Origin of the sequence: Hoyosella sp. YIM 151337 (assembly GCF_026041215.1) — a bacterium.
Classification (GTDB): domain Bacteria; phylum Actinomycetota; class Actinomycetes; order Mycobacteriales; family Mycobacteriaceae; genus Hoyosella.
Genome location: NZ_JAPEIQ010000026.1, coordinates 41,452 through 59,396 on the forward strand (window position 1 = coordinate 41,452; position 17,945 = coordinate 59,396).

4 protein-coding genes are annotated in these 17,945 nt (G+C 62.1%); all 4 read right to left on the reverse strand.

The features are described from left to right. Positions 1-10 precede the first annotated feature (10 nt). From ONR57_RS12845 to ONR57_RS12860, 4 genes are read right to left on the reverse strand one after another with little or no spacing between them, the layout of a single operon-like run. Positions 11-847: a siderophore-interacting protein gene (locus ONR57_RS12845; protein WP_265123887.1), complete on the reverse strand. Its 837-nt coding sequence runs from the start codon at positions 845-847 to the stop codon at positions 11-13. Beyond that, positions 844-2,115 carry an enterobactin transporter EntS gene (gene entS, locus ONR57_RS12850; protein WP_265123888.1) on the reverse strand — a complete coding sequence of 424 codons (1,272 nt, stop codon included), beginning with the start codon at positions 2,113-2,115 and terminating at the stop codon, positions 844-846. Before entS ends, ONR57_RS12845 begins: the two co-directional genes overlap by 4 nt. Next, positions 2,112-3,131: an ABC transporter substrate-binding protein gene (locus tag ONR57_RS12855; RefSeq protein WP_265123889.1), complete on the reverse strand. Its 1,020-nt coding sequence runs from the start codon at positions 3,129-3,131 to the stop codon at positions 2,112-2,114. Before ONR57_RS12855 ends, entS begins: the two co-directional genes overlap by 4 nt. After that, positions 3,128-17,275 carry a non-ribosomal peptide synthetase gene (locus tag ONR57_RS12860; RefSeq protein WP_265123891.1) on the reverse strand — a complete coding sequence of 4,716 codons (14,148 nt, stop codon included), beginning with the start codon at positions 17,273-17,275 and terminating at the stop codon, positions 3,128-3,130. Before ONR57_RS12860 ends, ONR57_RS12855 begins: the two co-directional genes overlap by 4 nt. Positions 17,276-17,945 lie beyond the last annotated feature (670 nt).

Below are 17,945 nucleotides of genomic sequence, written 5' to 3' on the forward strand. Positions count from 1 at the left end.
GAGTGGTGGTTTAGTCGTGGTCGTCGAAGTCAGAGACGCCACGTTTCCAGTAACCGGTGATCAGGTGGTCTCCGCGTGCGGACTTTGCTTCGGCACGCACCCATCGACGCAGGGGCTTGATGGAGCCTGCTTCACCGGAGATCCAGATGTAGACGCGTTCCCCAGCCGGTAAGTCGATAGCTCGCACGGCAACCTCAAGTAAGTCGGTGGTTCCGGGCGCCGCGTCACCGCGATGCAGCCATTGCACGACCACACCTTCTGGAGCATCGAGTGGCACTTCTTCGCTGTCGTTGGCGACCTCAATGATCGCCCAGCCGCGGGCGCTTCTTGGGAGCGTTTCCAGCCACCGCGCGATGGCGGGCAACGCAGTGATATCGCCCGCGAGGAGGTAGCGGTCATAGCTGTCGGGCACTACGACGCCGCCGGGGGGACCAGCGATGTGAATGCGCTCACCAGGCCGTACTGCGGCTGCCCACTCGGACGCCAGCCCTCCAGGGTGGAGCACGAACTCAATGTCGAGTTCGTTGGCGTCGCGGTCGAAACGCCGAACAGAGTATTCGCGAGAGATGGGTCTTGGTGCCGTCCACCGCAGTGAGAGTCCGTCACGTTCTGGAAGGTTCAGCACGCCAGTGTCATCGGGGAAAATGAGCCGCAGGTGCTCATCGGGCACGTGGGAGACGAATCCTTCTAGTTCTGAACCGCCAAAGGTGATCCGGACGAGCCCGGATCCCACCGGAGTCTTTCGCACTACTTCGAGTTCGCGTAATCCGATGGGATAGGGCACCTTGTCTGAGTGTGTGCCGCCAAGTACCTCGGCGAGGCGCTCGTGATATGTCGCTAGGTTCATTCTTGAGTGCTCCTGCTGTGTGATGCCGATACTGTCTCGCCGCCGGTGAGCGCGCCGACTGCGCGTAAACTGCGCATCGACACGAGTAGGGCCATCCCCAGAACCCAACCGAAAAGACCGTAGACGAGCAGCGCAGTCCCTGGTGCGAACACCGTTCCGAGTGATCCTGCGACGAGGGAGCCAGCGGCAGCACCAGCCACGCCTTGAACCATGAGGAGGCTGGACACGCGTCCACGCATTTCTTCGGCTGCGTTCCGCTGGAATACCGCATATTGCAAGATCTCTTGGATCGCGCTCGCAAGACCGTATGCAGCTAGCCCAAGGAACGCAACCACTGCGGTTTTAGCGAAGCCGAACACAAAGACACCAAAAGGCATCGCCGCGACCGCGACGAGCAACCATAGTCCCGCACGTTGGGTGCGCCCGGTCCAGCCGCTGAGCAGAGACCCGAGCACAGCTCCCACGGCTGGTGCCGCGTAGAGGACGCCGAGCACTCGCGGTCCCGCCTCCAACTCGATGTCAACGAATGCGGGGAGCAATACCAGCGGACCACTGATTACCATCGCGAGAAGTCCAGTGAGAAGCACAGCACGCAGAATCTTGTGTTGCGCTGCGTAGTGCAGCGCCTCGCGCAGTGCCTGCAGTGGTTGCGTCGCTCCGCCACCGGGCGGTGGTGCCGGGCCTACGCCTTGGAACAGCAGCACTGTTAGTCCTGTCGCTGCAGCAGCAGCGAAGTACGTGGTGGCGACGCCACTTTCCGCGATCACAATTCCCGCAATCGCGGGGGTGATCATGAGGCCTAAATCAGTAGTGAGCGCAACGAGGGCGCCAGCTGCGGCCAAACGGTCGCGCCCCACGAGCGATGGCATGAGTGCCATCAGCGCGGAACCGCTCACCCCACCTGCGGCCCCGTCAACCACGGCAACGATATAGATCACCCACAGCTGGGGTTCGGGCATGAGCGCGTTGACACCCAACACCACGAACCCCAGACCAGCGACCGCGCGAGCCCACTGAACAGTGCGGCTCCGATCAGCCCGGTCGGCAATCAGTCCTCCGCTTAGGCTGCCGATACACAGCGCCACCGCCAACGTTGCTGATACTGCTGCAACGTGGAGGCTTGACCCCGTGAGCTGATAGACCTGCATCGGCAGTGCTACGAGGAGCAAACCAATTCCGAGCAGCGACACGAGCCGCGCGGTGAAGGCGTACCGGAATGGGCGGCTATCCCGCAGCGGGGACAGATCGACGAACAGGCGGCGGATCATCCGAACTGCGCCTCAACGATGTCAAGAGTATCCATGGCGAGACGGAAGTCAGGCCGGAAACTTGTTGCGGGCAGGTCGTATACGTTGCCGTTCTGGAACGCAGGCAAGCGTGCGTAGACTGGGTCAGCTGCGAGTTCCTCAGCGGTGCGACCACCATCAAGGGCGATAACGAAGACGACCGGTGCGTCCACAGCTTGTTCGAGGCGTTCCAGGCTGAACTGGAAGCTGTCCCCCGTGCCGTATAGTTCTGGGTTTCCTGCTTTGTCCCATACGTCCGCGTCTGCTTCGAAACCGATTTCGTTCATCATTTCCGGCAGTGCCGCAGTAGCCGAAATCATTGTCACTGTGCTCGGATCAGACGTGGTGAGAATGTACGCAACCTGGCCCTCGGGTGGTGTGATGGCGGATGCGACTTCGCTGATCCGGTCACGGTAGCTGTCCATGATGGTGTCGACCTGGTCAGACCGGCCCACTGCGCTGGCCACAAATTCCAGTTGGTCTTGCCAGTCAGCAGCCGAGTTGGGAACGAGGACGGTGGGCGCGATTTCTGCGAGTTGGTCGTACGCCTCCACTGAGAGGACGCCCGTGAATCCCTGTCCGCCACCGATGATCAAGTCGGGATCGTAGCTCGCCACAACTTCGACCGGAATTTCGGAAGCGGCCGGAAGGACCTCGGTGCCTTGTTCGGTGGCTGAATCGTCAAGTGATGGCGGGAATTCGTCGCCGTCGGTGTTCACACCGATCATGCGGGTATCTGCCGCGACTATGGGAACGTCGAGGTCGAACAGGTAGCCTGCGAGACTGGCGTTGAGAACGACGACGCGCTGCGGATCGGCTGGGACCGTGATGGTTCCCTGGTCGGTTTCGACGGCGAGTGTCTCTGCCGAGTTTGCGCCCGCTTCTGCATCACTGTCGGCGCCACATGCGGCGCCGGTGAATAGAACCGCGAGGGCGGCCGCAGCGACCGCGGTCTCCCGCAACGGACGCCGCACTCGGCTCCTAACGGTGGTTTTCATGCCGTGATTCCTCTTTCTTCGGAAGGCAGGTGCTGTTCCAGCGCCTGTTGTTGTGCACCGCCATCGAGGTGAGCTGCTAGTTCAGCAGCCGATGGGTGTGCAAGCACTGTTCGGACGTCAACCAGTCCGCATTCTCGGTTTAACTCGCCAACGAGTCGCATCAGCGCCAATGAGTCGCCGCCGACTTCGAAGAAACCGTCGTCGGGGTCCAGACCGACCGTGTCGAGTACACGTTCAAATATCGCCAGCACATGTTGCTCAGTGGCGGACCGGGGTGAGCGCGTCGGCACCACCGCCGGTGGTGCTGGTAACGATGCACGATCGAGTTTTCCGTTGACTGTCAGTGGTATTGACGCCACTTCGACAAGCACCGAGGGAACCAGTTGCGCCGGTAGTTCACTTCGCAACTGTGCACGAACAGTCGCGGGATCATAACCAGTGCTTGTGACCACATAACCAACCAATGTGGTTACCCCAGAGTCACTCCGGCGCACATCCACCGCTGCACGTTGGACGCCGGGGCTGGCCACTAGTGCGGCTTCAATTTCGCCGAGTTCGATGCGAATACCACGGATCTTCACCTGCCGGTCAGCACGCCCAAGGTATTGCAACTCACCGTCGTGCCGACGGAGTACCAGATCGCCCGTGCGATACATACGAGAACCGGAGTTGTACGGATCAGCAACAAACGCAGCAGCCGTCAATCCTGGTCGGCCGAGGTATCCGTGGGCGATGCCGTCACCGGCAAGGTAGAGCTCACCGGCTGCACCAACGGGCACTTCGCGCAATCCGCTGTCGAGAACCCGGGCGGTCGCGTTCCGAACTGGACGGCCGAGGCACGGGGTTTCGCTTCGGTGCACCGCAGATCCCAGCGCGTTGATGGTGAACTCGGTTGGCCCGTAGAGGTCGTAGCCGTCTACCCCGTTGTGATCTCGGAGCCGGCTCCACAGAGACTGCGGCACGCTTTCCCCGCCGAGCATCACTAGTGCGGGGTGCCGTTCGCCGTCGAGGAGGCCTGCTGTGAGCAGTTCTGCCGCGTAGGTCGGGGTCACGTTCACCACGTCGATGCCGACTTCACGGTAGTGCTGCACGAGCGCGACTGGATCTAGCCTGGCGTCCTCGTCGATGACATGGACTTCATGCCCGGCGAGCATCCACAGCAACTCTTCCCACGACATGTCGAACGAGAACGACACGGTATGGGCAATGCGCAGCGGTGACCGTGCAGCGGTCCTGACCGTGGGGACGAATATTTCGTCGCGGTGGTTGTGGTACATCGCGGTCAGTCCCCGGTGACCCACGACGACTCCCTTGGGACGACCGGTCGTGCCGGACGTGTAGATCACGTAGGCCGGCTGATCCGGGTAGGTGGGCCCGCTCACGGCGTGATCGTCCACGGCGGGTGCAGGCACGGTGCCATTCAGGACTTGGGTGATCTCCGGAGCATCGATGTCGATACGAAGCTGAGGCGCGGCAGCACCGCCTGTGAACAACGGTGCTCGAGTTCCACTTTCGATCAAGCACCGCGCCCCGCTATCGGCCACGAGGTCGCGCCGCCGGGCGACCGGGTGTGCCGGGTCGAGTGGCAGATACGCCGCACCGGTTCGCAGAACCGCAAAGATGGCAACCACATGATCTGCGGTGCGAGGCAAGCTGATTGCCACAACGTCGCCGCAGCCGATACCGCCAGAGGCGAGCACCCGCGCCAACCGGTCAACTCTGGTGTCGAGTTGAGCTGCCGTCAGCCGGATTTCACCGAACACGAGCGCCAATTGGTCTGGCGTACTCGCCGCGCGTTCACGCAGCAGTGCATCAACGCTACCCTCTGGCTCCCCTGGTTCTGGCACCGGCACGCGGTCCAGGTCTGCCGATACGATCGCAGCCCCGGTATCGGCGACCACAGTAATTCCGCGTGCTGTCGCAGGCTCAGCGAATCGTTCTAGGGTATCGGCGAGATGTGAACACAGATGCGCCACAGTGGCTGCGGGTACGAGGTCGTCTCGATGTTCGACCAGCACGTGAAGCGGCCTGTCATTGTCACCAGGGTCGACGTCAATGGTTATGGCGTAGTGCGTGGCATCAGCCGACGCGGTGGCGGTTACACCGCTTGTCGCGAACGCCGACAACCTGCCTTCCTCATCGCGCGGCAGATTCCGGAAAACATACAGGGTGTCGAACAGCGTTGAATAACCGGCTGATCGCTGGATGTGTCCGAGGCCCAAGTGCTGGTGTGATGTCAGTGCGCCTTGCTCCTGGAACACGCGTCGCAGGAGGTCGGTAAGCCGTTCGCCTGGTTGGGTTTTCACCCGGATGGGGAGGGTGTTAAGCAACAACCCAATCATCCGGTCGGAGCCTTCGACGTCTGCTGGTCTGCCTGACACGGTTGCACCGAACACGACGTCATCACTGCCTGTCAGCGTGCGCAAGGTCAACGCCCACGCCGTGGCCACGACGGTCGATAATGTGGTCCCGCACGTGCTTGCGAGACGACGTAACTGAGCTGTCGTGTCCGCCGATACGGCTACAGGGGATTCGGAGAGCCGGCTCTCGCTCACCTCGCTGCCGGGGGCCCTTGCGCCGGCAAGCAAAGTCGGAGCAGCTAAGTCTGACAGGTAGTTTCGCCACGCGAATTCGGCGGCAGCACGGTTGGCGCTGGCAGTCCACCTCAGGTAGTCACGGAAGTCGGCTGGCTCAGGCAGTACGCGGTCAAGCGCCTCGGGTTCCACACCATCGCGAGCACGTTCATACAGCGCGAACAATTCAGCGAAGAGCAGTCCGTGCGACCATCCATCCGCGAGGAGGTGGTGATGGGTAACGATAAGTTCCGAACGCCCATCGGTTCCACGAACCACCGCAAGCCTGAGAAGAGGTGGATCAGCGAGATCAAAGGGTGCCGCGTGCTCCACCGCAGCGACTTCTGCTGCGCACCTGTCAAACTCTTCGTTTAATCCGCCATCTGCCCGAACCTCCACTTCGCGGCACGGCACTGTCGCGTGGCGGGGCACGAACTGAACCGGTTGGCCACCAGCGTGATTGGTGAAACCTGCCCGCAGGTTCGGGTGACGTTGGAGCAGAACCTGCGCAGCTGCCCGTACTGCGTCGCCTGAGACCGGTTGGTCGCTGGCAAAGGTGAATCGGTGTTGCACGTGGTAGGCATCGGCCGCGGCGTCGACGACTGACTGGTAGTACATGCCTTCCTGCAACGGCCCCAGCGGGAGCGCCTCGACCCACCCCGGACTCAATGCGTCGAGGTGCCGCCGCATGGTGTCATCCACAGTAATGAGGGGGTCGTCAACTATGTGTGGGACGGGTACCTCAGTGGATGACACAGGCACGGCGGCGGATGCGAGATCGGCCAGGGTTGCCCGTTCAAACACCTCGGCGACGGACAATTGCAGTCCCCGCTGCCGTGCGGCGGTCACGAATCTGATCGACGAGATGCTGTCGCCGCCGAGAGCGAAAAAGTTGTCGTCTGGGCCCGCGCCCTGGCTGCCGACGACGGAATCCGTGATCTCGCACATGAGTCGCTCGGACTCCGTTGCCGCTCGTCTCCCGGAACCGGCTGGGCCCGGTTCGGGCAACGCCGACCTGTCAACTTTGCCGTTGAGTGTTGTCGGCAATGCGTCCAGCACGGTGATGACCGTGGGCACCATGTATTCGGGAAGCGCTGCGGCAACGGCTGCCCGCACTCCCTCGGGTGCTAGCGCGGAACCAGATTCTGGAACCACGTAGCCCAGCAGCTGGCCCGCACCGCGCGCATCGGTGCGCACGGTTGCCACTGCCCTAGCGACGCCGGGCGCGGCAGCGAGTGTCGACTCGACCTCCCCCAATTCAATCCTGAACCCGCGTACCTTGACCTGATCGTCGGCACGGCGCACGAAGTGCAGTTGCCCATCGCGGACGCGGACGAGATCACCCGTGCGATACAACCGCTCACCAGGCACCGTGGGGTCGGCGACAAACCGGCTCGCAGTTAATCCGAATCGGCCGCCGTAGCCGCGAGCAACTTGGTCACCGCCGAGATACAGCTCACCGACCGCTCCTTCTGGAACATCGCGCAGGTCGGCATCGAGTACGTGAGCGTGGACGCCCTCCCAGGTCTGACCGATCGTGACAGGTGCACCGCTGGCCAGCATCGTCGTGGTGGCCCAGACAGTGACTTCGGTTGGGCCATAGACGTTGCGCGCGCTGACGCAGTGCGCTGCGAGTTGGGAAGCAAGATCGCTGGGGACGGCTTCACCACCAACGAGTGCGCGCACACCTCCCAGTTCGCCGTGAGCGCTGTGCTCGATCAATCCACGCCACAACGACGGGGTGGCCTGCACAACCGTCGCCCGCTCCGTTGCGATGAGCGCTAGCAGACGTTCCGGGTCTCGAACCGTTGTGCGATCCGCGAGCACCACAGTCGCACCGATTGTCAACGGGCACAGCAACTCTAGAACGGCGATATCGAAGGACACCGTGGTGACCGCGACAATCCTGTCGTCTGAACGAATCCACCCATCACCTGTGACCGTGGCAGCGAACGCTTCTAGGTTCGCTGTTGTGATCTGGACGCCTTTGGGACGGCCGGTAGATCCTGAGGTGTGGATGACGTAGGCAAGTTCGTTACCGGGCGCGGGCGGCTCCGGGAGAACACTTAGTTTCGGCATATCGCCATCGACGAAGACCAGTTGTTCGCCATCGCCGGACGGCAACCGATCAGCGTGCTCCCTGGTGGTGAGAACACACACGGGTTTGGTGTCCTCGATCATGAATGCCAAGCGTTGCTGCGGGTAGTCGGTATCGAGGGGAAGGTACGCAGCTCCGACTCGGAGAACAGCAAGAACACCGGCGATCAGGTCGGTAGACCGCGGGAGTGCCACCGCTACAACGCGTTCCGGTCCAGACCCAGCGTGTTGCAGCAGCGTCGCAAGCTGATCAACCCGTCGTTTCAGCTCGGCGTAGGTTGTGGTGGTGGTTCCGTACCGGATGGCTGTGGCGTTGGGAGTGAGCTCGGCCTGGCGGACGAAGTGTGCGATCACGCCGTCGCCGCGCTTACGTGCCGCTGACGGCGTGGCCGCAGGTTCCCCCAGTGTGATCTCGGCGATCGAGCGCGCTGGCGCGTGAACCATCTGGCCGAGCATGCGCTCGACACCGTGGACGAGGTTCACAACCGTTCCGTGGTCAAACAGATCGGCGTCAGCGACGATACGCAGATGCGCAGCAGGCTCGGAAGAATCGGTTGACTCGGGTGAATCCGCAAGCCACACAGCAACATCGAACCGCGACGCCGCTACCGGCGGCACTACGGGTTCAGCGGCCAGTCCATTAAGTGGCAATGCCGGTTCGGGTTGTTCATGCGCAACCAGTGTTTGGAACAGCGGATGCCGTGCGAGCGAGCGTGGTGGCGAAATCGCCTCGACGACTTGCTCAAACGGGACGTCTTGGTTTGCCAGGGCACCTAATGCCGCTGATCTCACCCGGTGCAACAGCTCGGCCACCGATGGTCGCCCGGCGAGGTTACAGCGCACCACAAGAGTGTTGACGAAGTAACCTACTGTGCGCGTGAAGTCAGGCCCGATGAAATCGGGGCCAGCGCCGTGATGCAATCCGCCAGAACGGTGTTCAACCAAACTGCCCAGCGGGATATCTGAGCCCGCGCCGAAGGCCTGCCACGTGGCCGCGACCGCTGCCTGGAGCACCATCAGCGGCGTTACCGCGTACTCGCCGCACAGCGTGCCGATTGCGGCACGGGTTTGACCTGACAGTGGGATAGAAACCGCTGTACCCCGGTACCGAGGACGAGCCGGGCGCGGCCGGACTAAGGGCAGATCCAGTTCGGCGGGAAGCCCTGCCAACGTGGTGCGCCAGTACTCGAGCTGAGCACTATACGAGCCTGCCACAACCCTGGCTTGTTCACGTGCCGCATAGCGGCGATAGTCGGGCGCAACGGCGGACCATTGTGGCGCCTCACCAGCAGTCCTGGCGTTGTAGGCTGCGGCCAGATCTGTGCACAGGGTTGCGATCGATCCAGCATCGACAGCGATGTGATGCACCACAATCACAAGGACGTGATCGTCAGGGTTGGTAGCGAGAAGCGTCGCACGCGCGGGCACCTCACGTGACAGATCGACAGCTTGCGACAGGCACGAAGCTATCGCAGCGTCTACAGTTTCGGCATCGGATTCGACGTGCCGGATTCGCAACGCGGGCACGCTGTTTGTTTCGACCGTTGCCAGTGTCGGTGCACCGGTTTCGTCTTCGGGGTAGATCGTGCGCAGCATGGAGTGCTGGTTGAGCACATCACGCCACGCGGCGGCCAGTGCTGCAACATCAAGATGGCCAGACAGTCGCCACAGGACGGGAATGTCGTAGGTCGTTGACGTCCCCTCCAGCCTGTGCAGGAACCACAGTCTTTCCTGCGCTGGCGAGAGAACGTCGCGCGCCTCGACGGAGTCCGCCATGAAGTGTTCTGGCAGCGGCGACGTGAGTGGAGCTGCTCCGCTCATTCGCCGGGCGAGTTGCCGCGGCGACGGAGCTTCGAAAACGTCGTCCACCACAGCGGTGTGCCCGGCACGGCGCAGTGCTCCAATGAGCCGGACCGCGGTGAGGGAATGCCCGCCCATGGCGAAGAAATCGTCGTCGGCACCGACGTGTGCAGCGTTGAGCACCTCCGCCATCGCTGTGCAGACAGCCGCAATCGCTGGCTCGTCTCCGAGGCCAACTTCAGCGGGTGTGTACGGCACGTGTGCAGGTACAGGCAATGCCGAGCGGTCGATCTTTCCGCTCACCGTCAGCGGCATTGAATCGAGGATCATCACAGTGGACGGCACCATGAACTCGGGCAGCGTCGCGCGCACACGATCACGGAGGTACTCACTGCTCGTGGACATTCCGGCCTGCAGCACCACGTACGCGACGAGTCGCTGGTCCCCCGGCACATCCTCCCGCGGAACGACGACAGATTGTGCGACAGCCGCATCGGCGAGAAGTGCTAGTTCGATTTCCGCGGGTTCGATGCGCTGTCCGCGGAGCTTGATCTGAAAGTCAGCGCGTCCAACATATTCGAGTTCGCCACCGGCGTTCCACTTCACCCGGTCGCCTGTGCGATACATGCGCTTGCCTCGTTCAAAAGGATCAGCGACAAACCGCTCGGCTGTGGTGGCGGAGCGTGCCACATAGCCGCGTGCCAGCTGATTCCCAGAAAGGTACAGCTCACCGGGAACACCAGGGGTTACCTGCCGGAGCGTGTCATCGAGCACGTACATTCTCATGCCTGGGGCGGGCAACCCAAGCGGCACCACAGTCGTATCCTGATCTGATACTTCGCGGCACGTGACGTCAACGGCGGCCTCGGTGGGGCCATAGGTGTTGAAGACTCGAGCTCCAGTTGTGGCGGCAGCGCGCTGTGCGAGTGCCGGTGATAGCGCCTCGCCCCCCGAGTACACGCGCCGGAGTGACGGCACACTGCCCGACTCGATCTCTTCGGAGAACAGCGCCAGCATCGACGGTACGAACTCTGCGGTGGTAATGCTATGAGTGCGGATAAGGTCCACGAGCGCACCGGGATCCCAGTGTGCGCCGTCACGGGCAATCACAAGTTTCGCGCCCGCAAGTAATGCTCCGAAGATCTCCGCGATGACGACGTCGAAGTTCAGCGCCGACTTGAACAGTACTGTGTCTTCGGCTGTGTAGAGGCCAGCGCGCTGCACCCATCGCATACGCTGCACGATCGCCTCATGGGACACCGCAACACCCTTCGGCTCGCCCGTGGAGCCTGAGGTGAACATGACGTACGCCGTATTTGAGGGACGGAGCGGCGCTTGACGTTCGCTGTCGGTGATCGGGGCAGCCGAGTACTCGCCGAGTTCGACGTTGTCGAGTTCAGCTGCCGTCAACACCACCGGTGGCTCGGTGACTGCGAGCATGGCGTCGATTCGTTGCGTCGGCAGCTGCGGGTCGAGGGGCAAGAACGCTGCCCCCGTCTTGCTAATCGCACACACCGCAATGACAAAGTGAGTGCTGCGGCCCACCACAATGGGGACCACAGATTCTGGCCCGACCCCCCGCTTGATCAGCCAGCGGGCCAAACGATTAGCGCGCTCATTCAGTTCGCGGTAACTAAGGGCCTCGTCATCGTAGGCGAGAGCAGGGCGGTCTGCGTGCTGTGCAGCGACGGTTTCCATCCAGCCAGCAACAGTGTCCCCACCAGCAGCAGTGATGTCGTCTAGGTGGATCAGTTCCCTAGGCGTCACCGCCGGGTTTGCCGACAGGGCAGTCAAGATCGCTGCCAGCCTGCTAGCGAAGCGTTGCGCCAGCCCCTCGGGCATGCGTTCGGTGTCATAGGCCAGCAGCAATTCCAAGTGATCTGCTGGGGGCGCGACCAGTGTCACCGGGTAGTGCGTGACGCTTCGGTTGACGAACCGACTGACACGGAGTTCATGCGATTCTGGCTGACGCACACCGGCGCCGGGAAAATTCTCAAAAACCATGAGGGTGTCAAACAGTTGCCCGAGACCGGCCGACCGCTCGATCTCAGCCAGGCTCACATGCTCGTGTTCCTGCTGTTCCAGTCGGGTGCGTTGCAGTGTCGCCAACTGCTCACGCAGCGGCACACCCAACTCCAGGTGAACACGAACGGGTACTGCATTGCTGAACAAGCCGACAGTGCTTTCGACACCACGCAGGTCTGCTGGCCGGCCGGAAACGATGGCGCCAAACACAACGTCGTCAGAGCCCACGTGTTCGGCCAGCACCATTGCCCAAGCGCCCTGGACGATCGTGTTTTGGGTGAGCCCTGCTGACTTTCCGAGCGCTTCGAGACTGCGGACGGTGTTCGGCGGCAACTCGACTCGTTGCTCCGCGGTGGAACCCGCCCCGGCCCGGCGTCCAACCATGGTGGGCCCTTTGAGCCCAGCGAGCCGTGTGCGCCACGATGCCAGAGCTACTTCAAGGTCTTGCTCAGCGCGCCACGCAAGGTAGTCGCCGTAATACCCCGGCGTCACCAAAACGGCCTCGTCACCGTGGTAAAAGGCAAGCAGTTCACGAAGAACAATGGGGGTAGACCAGCCGTCCGTAAGCAGGTGATGCGCATTCAGAATGAGTCGGTGTTGACGCTGATTCCCACTATCGGGCGTACGAATCAGCAAGGCACGCAACATCGGTGATGTTTCGACGTCAAAGACGTGGGCAGCTGCTTCCGCCTCAAGCCGTGCTGCAACGCGCTCGGCAACTGATGGGGGCAGCGCGGAAACATCTTCATGCCGCCACGGCACCTGCACGGTGCGCGGGACCACCTGCACGGGATAAGGCAACTCTGCGTAGTGGAACGCCGCCCCGAGGTTACGGTGCCTCGCTACTACTCGATCAAAAGCGGCCGTAAGTCTGTCTTTGTCGAGCGGACCAGTGAGGTCAAGGCGAGCGGTCAGCGTATAAGCATCGTCCTCGCCGTCGCGGAGGGCGTGATAGAGCAGTCCTTCTTGCAGCGGCGAAAGCGGCAATACATCAGCTAACGGCCCATGAGTGGCTTCGAATATGTCGATGGTGCGTTGATCAAGGGTCACCAGTGGGCAATCGCTTGGCGTGAGTCCACCGGGTGCGAGACATGCGTGTGCGGCCAGCGCTTCGAGAGCGTTCTGCCAGTGCTGCTGCAACGCGGCACGTGCGCTGTCGTCCACGATCCTGCTCGCGACAGTCCACTCGACCGCAAGCTGCGGGTTACCGCCTTGTTCGCGGATGAAAGCGTTGAGTGCCAGTACTTCTGTGAGCGTTTTCCCGGCGGGTTCTATGACCGCGAATGGGTCCTCGCTGGGAAGGTGCCAGCCCTGCCCTGGAGCATCGGCGAACCTCCCCAGATAGTTGATCAGCACTTCAGGTTCAGGCAAGGCGTCGAGTACGGGTGCCGCTTCCTGGTCGAGCCATCGGAGCACACCAAAACCGGCACCTGAACCGGGCACGCGTCGGCGCGCTTCTTTCACGGCACGGAGCAACTGTCCCGCTGCGTTCCCTCCAGCGAGAGCATCATCGAGCGCCTGCCGATTGTTAATCGCGTGCATCGGAAGGTGGACGGGGAACTCGCTTGTGAACCACCCGATGGTTCGCGTGAGATCGAGTCCTGTCTCGTCCATTTCGCGTCCGTGGCCTTCGACGGTGACGGCGCAATACTCAGGCGCCTGCTCCGGTAACCACGACCGCAGGGTCAGCAGCCAGGCGGCAAGCAGCACCTCGTCGGCCCGCACGCGGTACCCATCAGCCAGGGTGGTCAGCAGTGCTGACGTCACACCCGCTGAGGCAATGGTCGTGCTGCGGTGCGCTGTGGCAACGGTATCTATGTGGGGATCGAGGTGACGCGATCCGAGCAGCGGCGTTGCTGCGTCGAGAGTGGATGTCCAGTACGGCAACTCCCTGCGCCGTGCGCCTGTCTGGCCCTGTTCATTGAGTACCTGTGCGTGGCGCCGCCACGACGCGGGGACCGGATCTAGCCGTGGCGTCTGCCCCTGTTGCGCAGCCTCACAAGCGTGATAGAGGTCTGACAGCAGGATCCGCCAGGAGACACCATCAATGATGAGGTGATGGGCGACGATCACAATGTGACTGCACTCATCGTGCTTCACCAACACTGCGCGCAATAGCGGGCCGCCTACGACATCGAGCAATGCTGCTTCGTCTGCCGCAATCTGGGCGATGTCGTCATGCAGGTTTCGTTCCGTCACAGCGACGACAGCGGCTGACGATTCCGGAATGACTAAAGAACTGTCGGTCTTAACTAGGCGCAGGGCATCATGATGCTGCACAACTGCAGTCAGACCCGCCCTTAAGACGTCAGCAGAAATTCCACCGTCTACGCGCAGAGACGTCCACTGGACGTACCCGGCGATAGCGGCCACGTCATCGTTGCGGCGCAACAAGGCCTGCACGATGGGAGGTTCCGGGACTTCTCCCGTGCCATCTCTGGCTGCCGTCACCGCATCTGTACGATCGGTTGCTTTCAGGGTCGCAGCGATGGTGCCGAGCGGCCGCTGTGTGAGCAACTGCTTCGGCTGCACCACATACCCGCGTGAGCGGAGGCGACTGCTCACCGTGATCGCGCTGATGCTGTCCCCACCCGCGGAGAAAAAGTCATCGTCTAACCCGACAGCGCCGGAATTGAGCACTTCCGCGATTACCTCGCATAACGCTCGTTCCGCGGGGGTGCTCGCCTTCGGTCCAGTAGCGCCGACGAGAGGAGCAGGCAGCGCTGAGCGGTCGAGCTTCCCGTTGTCGGTCATCGGTAGTTGATCGATCACCACCAGCGACGAGGGCACCAGGTGGTCTGGCACTGTTTCCGCGAGCATCGCCCGCAACCGGACGGTGTCGGTCAGGTCTTCACCTGGGCGTGGCACAAGATAGCCGACGAGGATCTGTGGTTCGTTACGGACAGTGGCGGCAGCAGCATGAACTCCGGGCAGACGTGTGAGCGCGGCCTCGACTTCGCCAAGTTCGATGCGGTAGCCCCGGATCTTGACTTGTTGATCAGCACGACCGAGATACTCGTATCCTTCGCCCGGAATCCACCGGGCGAGATCGCCGGTGCGGTACATCCGGGAACCGGGCTTACCGAACGGGTCTGCGGTGAACCTGGCTGCGCTCAGCGCCGCGCGCCCGAGGTAACCACGTGCAATGCCTGGTCCGGCGAGATACAACTCCCCAGTCTGGCCATCCGGAACGAGGGTTAGATCAGCATCGAGGAGGTACGCACCAGTGCCTGGCAGCGGATAACCAATGCGTGGCTCGGCACCTGGCCGCAGCGAGCCGATCGCGTCGACCGTGGCCTCTGTTGGTCCGTACAGGTCAGCGACCGGAATTTTGGCATCGAGGAGGCTCTGCCACAGTCCTGGTGACGAGGCTTCACCACCGAGGATGAGTAGTGCTGGCGGCCTGTCAGCTAGGCCGCACTCCATAAGAGCACCCGCCATCGACGGGGTGGTGTCGATGACGTCGATGCTGTCGTCGCGGAACGCGGCAATGAGTGCGGCGGCGTCGCGCTGCAGTTCAGGGCCGTATATGTGGACGTGGTGACCATCGAACAGCCACAGCAATTGATCTATCGAAGCGTCGAAAGCGAATGATGCGGTGTGTGCGGTCCGCAATGGTCGTCCGCCGCAGCGTTGCTTCGTCTCGGCGTACAGCCCACCTCGATGCCCAGCCAGCAACGTGGCAAGGCCCCCGTGATGCCCCAGTACACCCTTCGGTTTACCCGTCGATCCTGATGTGTAGATGACGTACGCCAGCTGATCACTGGCCAGGCCCCACTCGTCGCCTTCCGGCACGCTGCTTGGCATTTCGGACACAGCCCTGCGTGTGTCTGGTGCGTCAACGTCCACCAGCACGACGGTGTCCGCGAGATCGGCGGTATCCAGGTCAGCGAGTCCGCTGCTGGTGAGAATGACTGATGGCCGCGCATCATCGATCATGTCGCGTAATCGCGCAGTTGGGTGCTCAGGATCTAGCGGCAGATACGCTCCGCCTGCACGAAGCACCGCCAGCACGGCGATGACGAGGTCAGCGCTCCGAGGCAGGGCAATGCCCACGATCGTTTCGCGTCTGACACCCTGACTTCTCAGGTACCGGGCCCACCGATATACCCGCGCGCCGAGTTCTGCCGCACTGAATTGTTCGGCGCCACACGACAGGAGGGCGCGCTGTGGGTGCTGTGCAACTAATTGGTCGAACACGTCAGGAAGCAACTCGGCTGAGCGTGATGCTGGTGTGCTCGCACGTGCTTGAAGCAGCCGTTCCTTTTCCTCGTCCGACATCAGCGGTAGCGCACCCACTTTGGTTTCGCTAGCAGTGAGCGTCCGGACGATCTGAGTGAGTGCGTTCATTCGCCACTGCACGTGAACCGCATCGTTGGTGCGGGCATCGGCCTCAAACCCCAACTGGATTGTCCGATCGGCACCTGGAGTAACGGTAAGTCCGAAGTCTTCTGGAGGCCCACCCGCTACGTTGCGGAGAACCCCCCGGGCCCCCGCGAAGTCCAGCGCCATGTCGAATGCCTTGAGGTTGACGCCCACTCCGTGGAGCAAGGCGCCGCACCCTGGGAACTCGCGGATGAGGTCCTCACCCCGATATCGCTGATGCGTCCTCATGTCACGCAGCGCCCCCGCCACACGTTGGGCGACATCCCCAAGTTCGTCGTCACTGCGCACGGTGACCCGCAAAGGCAGCACATTCACCACCATCGCCGGAGTGGTGAGCGCGAGCCGGCCTGACCTCGCCATGAGAGGCAGGGCGATGACGACGTCGGAGATCCCCAACAGTCGATGGAGGAACGCGGCGTACCCGGCGATGAGCATGTCCGCCCACGTCACACCCAGGTGTTGCGCTTGCTCACGGAGGGCGTCGAGGAACTCACCTGGAAGGATTGTGCTCGCTTGCACGGTGGCCTCGACGTGGCCGCCCAGCGGGACAGTTCGTCTTTCCAATGGCGGCAGCGGTGTGAGTACGTTGCGCCAGTACTCGCGATCGCGCTGGAATTGTTCACTTGCACGGTAGGTTTCGTCGTCCGCTACGAGCTCAGCAATAGCACCGAAAGGTGCAGGCGGCACTGGTGTGTTGCGAACCAAACCGGTGTAGTGGGCAGCCACCCGGCGCGACAGCAAGGCTGCGCTATATCCGTCGACAATGAGGTGATGGTAGAGCTGGACGCACCATACTTCGCAGTCGGAAAGCCGGATGAGTAAATACGAATAGAGTTGTCGGTCCACCATGTGGCGGCAGTGTTCAGCAGCGCTGCGCCGATGGTTCTCCACCTCTGTGTGGGCGCTCGCTACGGGGTCTGACTCTGATCGAAGGTCGATGAGCCCCGCGATCGTGCCTATGTCGGCGGTAACTACCTGACGCGGACCGTCATCGGTATCGACGAAGCGAAGTCGCATCGTTTCGGCCTCAGCGACGGTGCGCTGAATTGCCGTGGAGAGTAACGTGACATCAATCGGCTCTGATCCGGTGATTTCGAGGACTTCGCCGACGAGATACCGGTCAGACTCCGGGTCAAGGTGTTGCGCATGCCAAATTCCGAGTTGCGCACCAGTGAGCGGCCGTAAGGTCGGGTCGTCTACTGCGGCACTTTCGACATCATTGTTTAGTGTGGCGGTGACCGAACCGACTGCAGTACTCGTCATCAGCTAAGAACCCCAATTGTTTCTGATCGCATCCGTCTGGCAGCACAGTCGGGTACACCACCTGGTGGCCGGTATCGCGGAGAGACTCTTCGGGGAATCCAACGCATATCCGGTTGTCGCGACGGTCGGGGGATCGCCCGGAATGACGACGCTGCCATTTTGTGCTTCGAATGTTCTAGCCTCAGTGCGGCAGTTCCGAGGACCAGCAGAGGCACGGCGGCGATGACCTTCAGCGTCATTGCGTGCATGAACTCGCCTCCCCTGGTACGTCGAATCGCCAATTACTTTGGTTAGCCTTGCCAAAGTTAACACTCTTGCGCCACTTCTCGGTCACCTAGCCCTGTGATCTACAACGCACAGCGAGGTGACACGCTGGCCAGCCAGCTGCATCGCTTCCTTCGCAGCTGGAGCCTCGGGCTGATCGGCCACGCCTGGCTCAACGCCCGGCGGTGTGGCCAAGATCGCATTCCGCTGCAGCGTCCAAGTACGAATAGCCCAGTGGCCTTTCCGGAATTTGCGCAATGTCCTGGACTTACATGACAGCAGTCACGATGTTCACAATGTGCGCAACCGGCTTCCCCTATGCCACTTTGTATTTCGCAAATCGGCCCAATCGGTCGTCCCGCCAGAGGTACTTGACCACAGGTTAGGCTAACCATATATCTTCGGG

Coding starts and splice junctions, on each gene's coding strand:
- ONR57_RS12845 (WP_265123887.1), bottom strand. CDS start 847: ATGAACCTAGCGACATATCACGAGCGCCTCGCCGAGGTACTTGGCGGC.
- ONR57_RS12855 (WP_265123889.1), bottom strand. CDS start 3,131: ATGAAAACCACCGTTAGGAGCCGAGTGCGGCGTCCGTTGCGGGAGACC.
- entS (WP_265123888.1), bottom strand. CDS start 2,115: ATGATCCGCCGCCTGTTCGTCGATCTGTCCCCGCTGCGGGATAGCCGC.
- ONR57_RS12860 (WP_265123891.1), bottom strand. CDS start 17,275: ATGACGAGTACTGCAGTCGGTTCGGTCACCGCCACACTAAACAATGAT.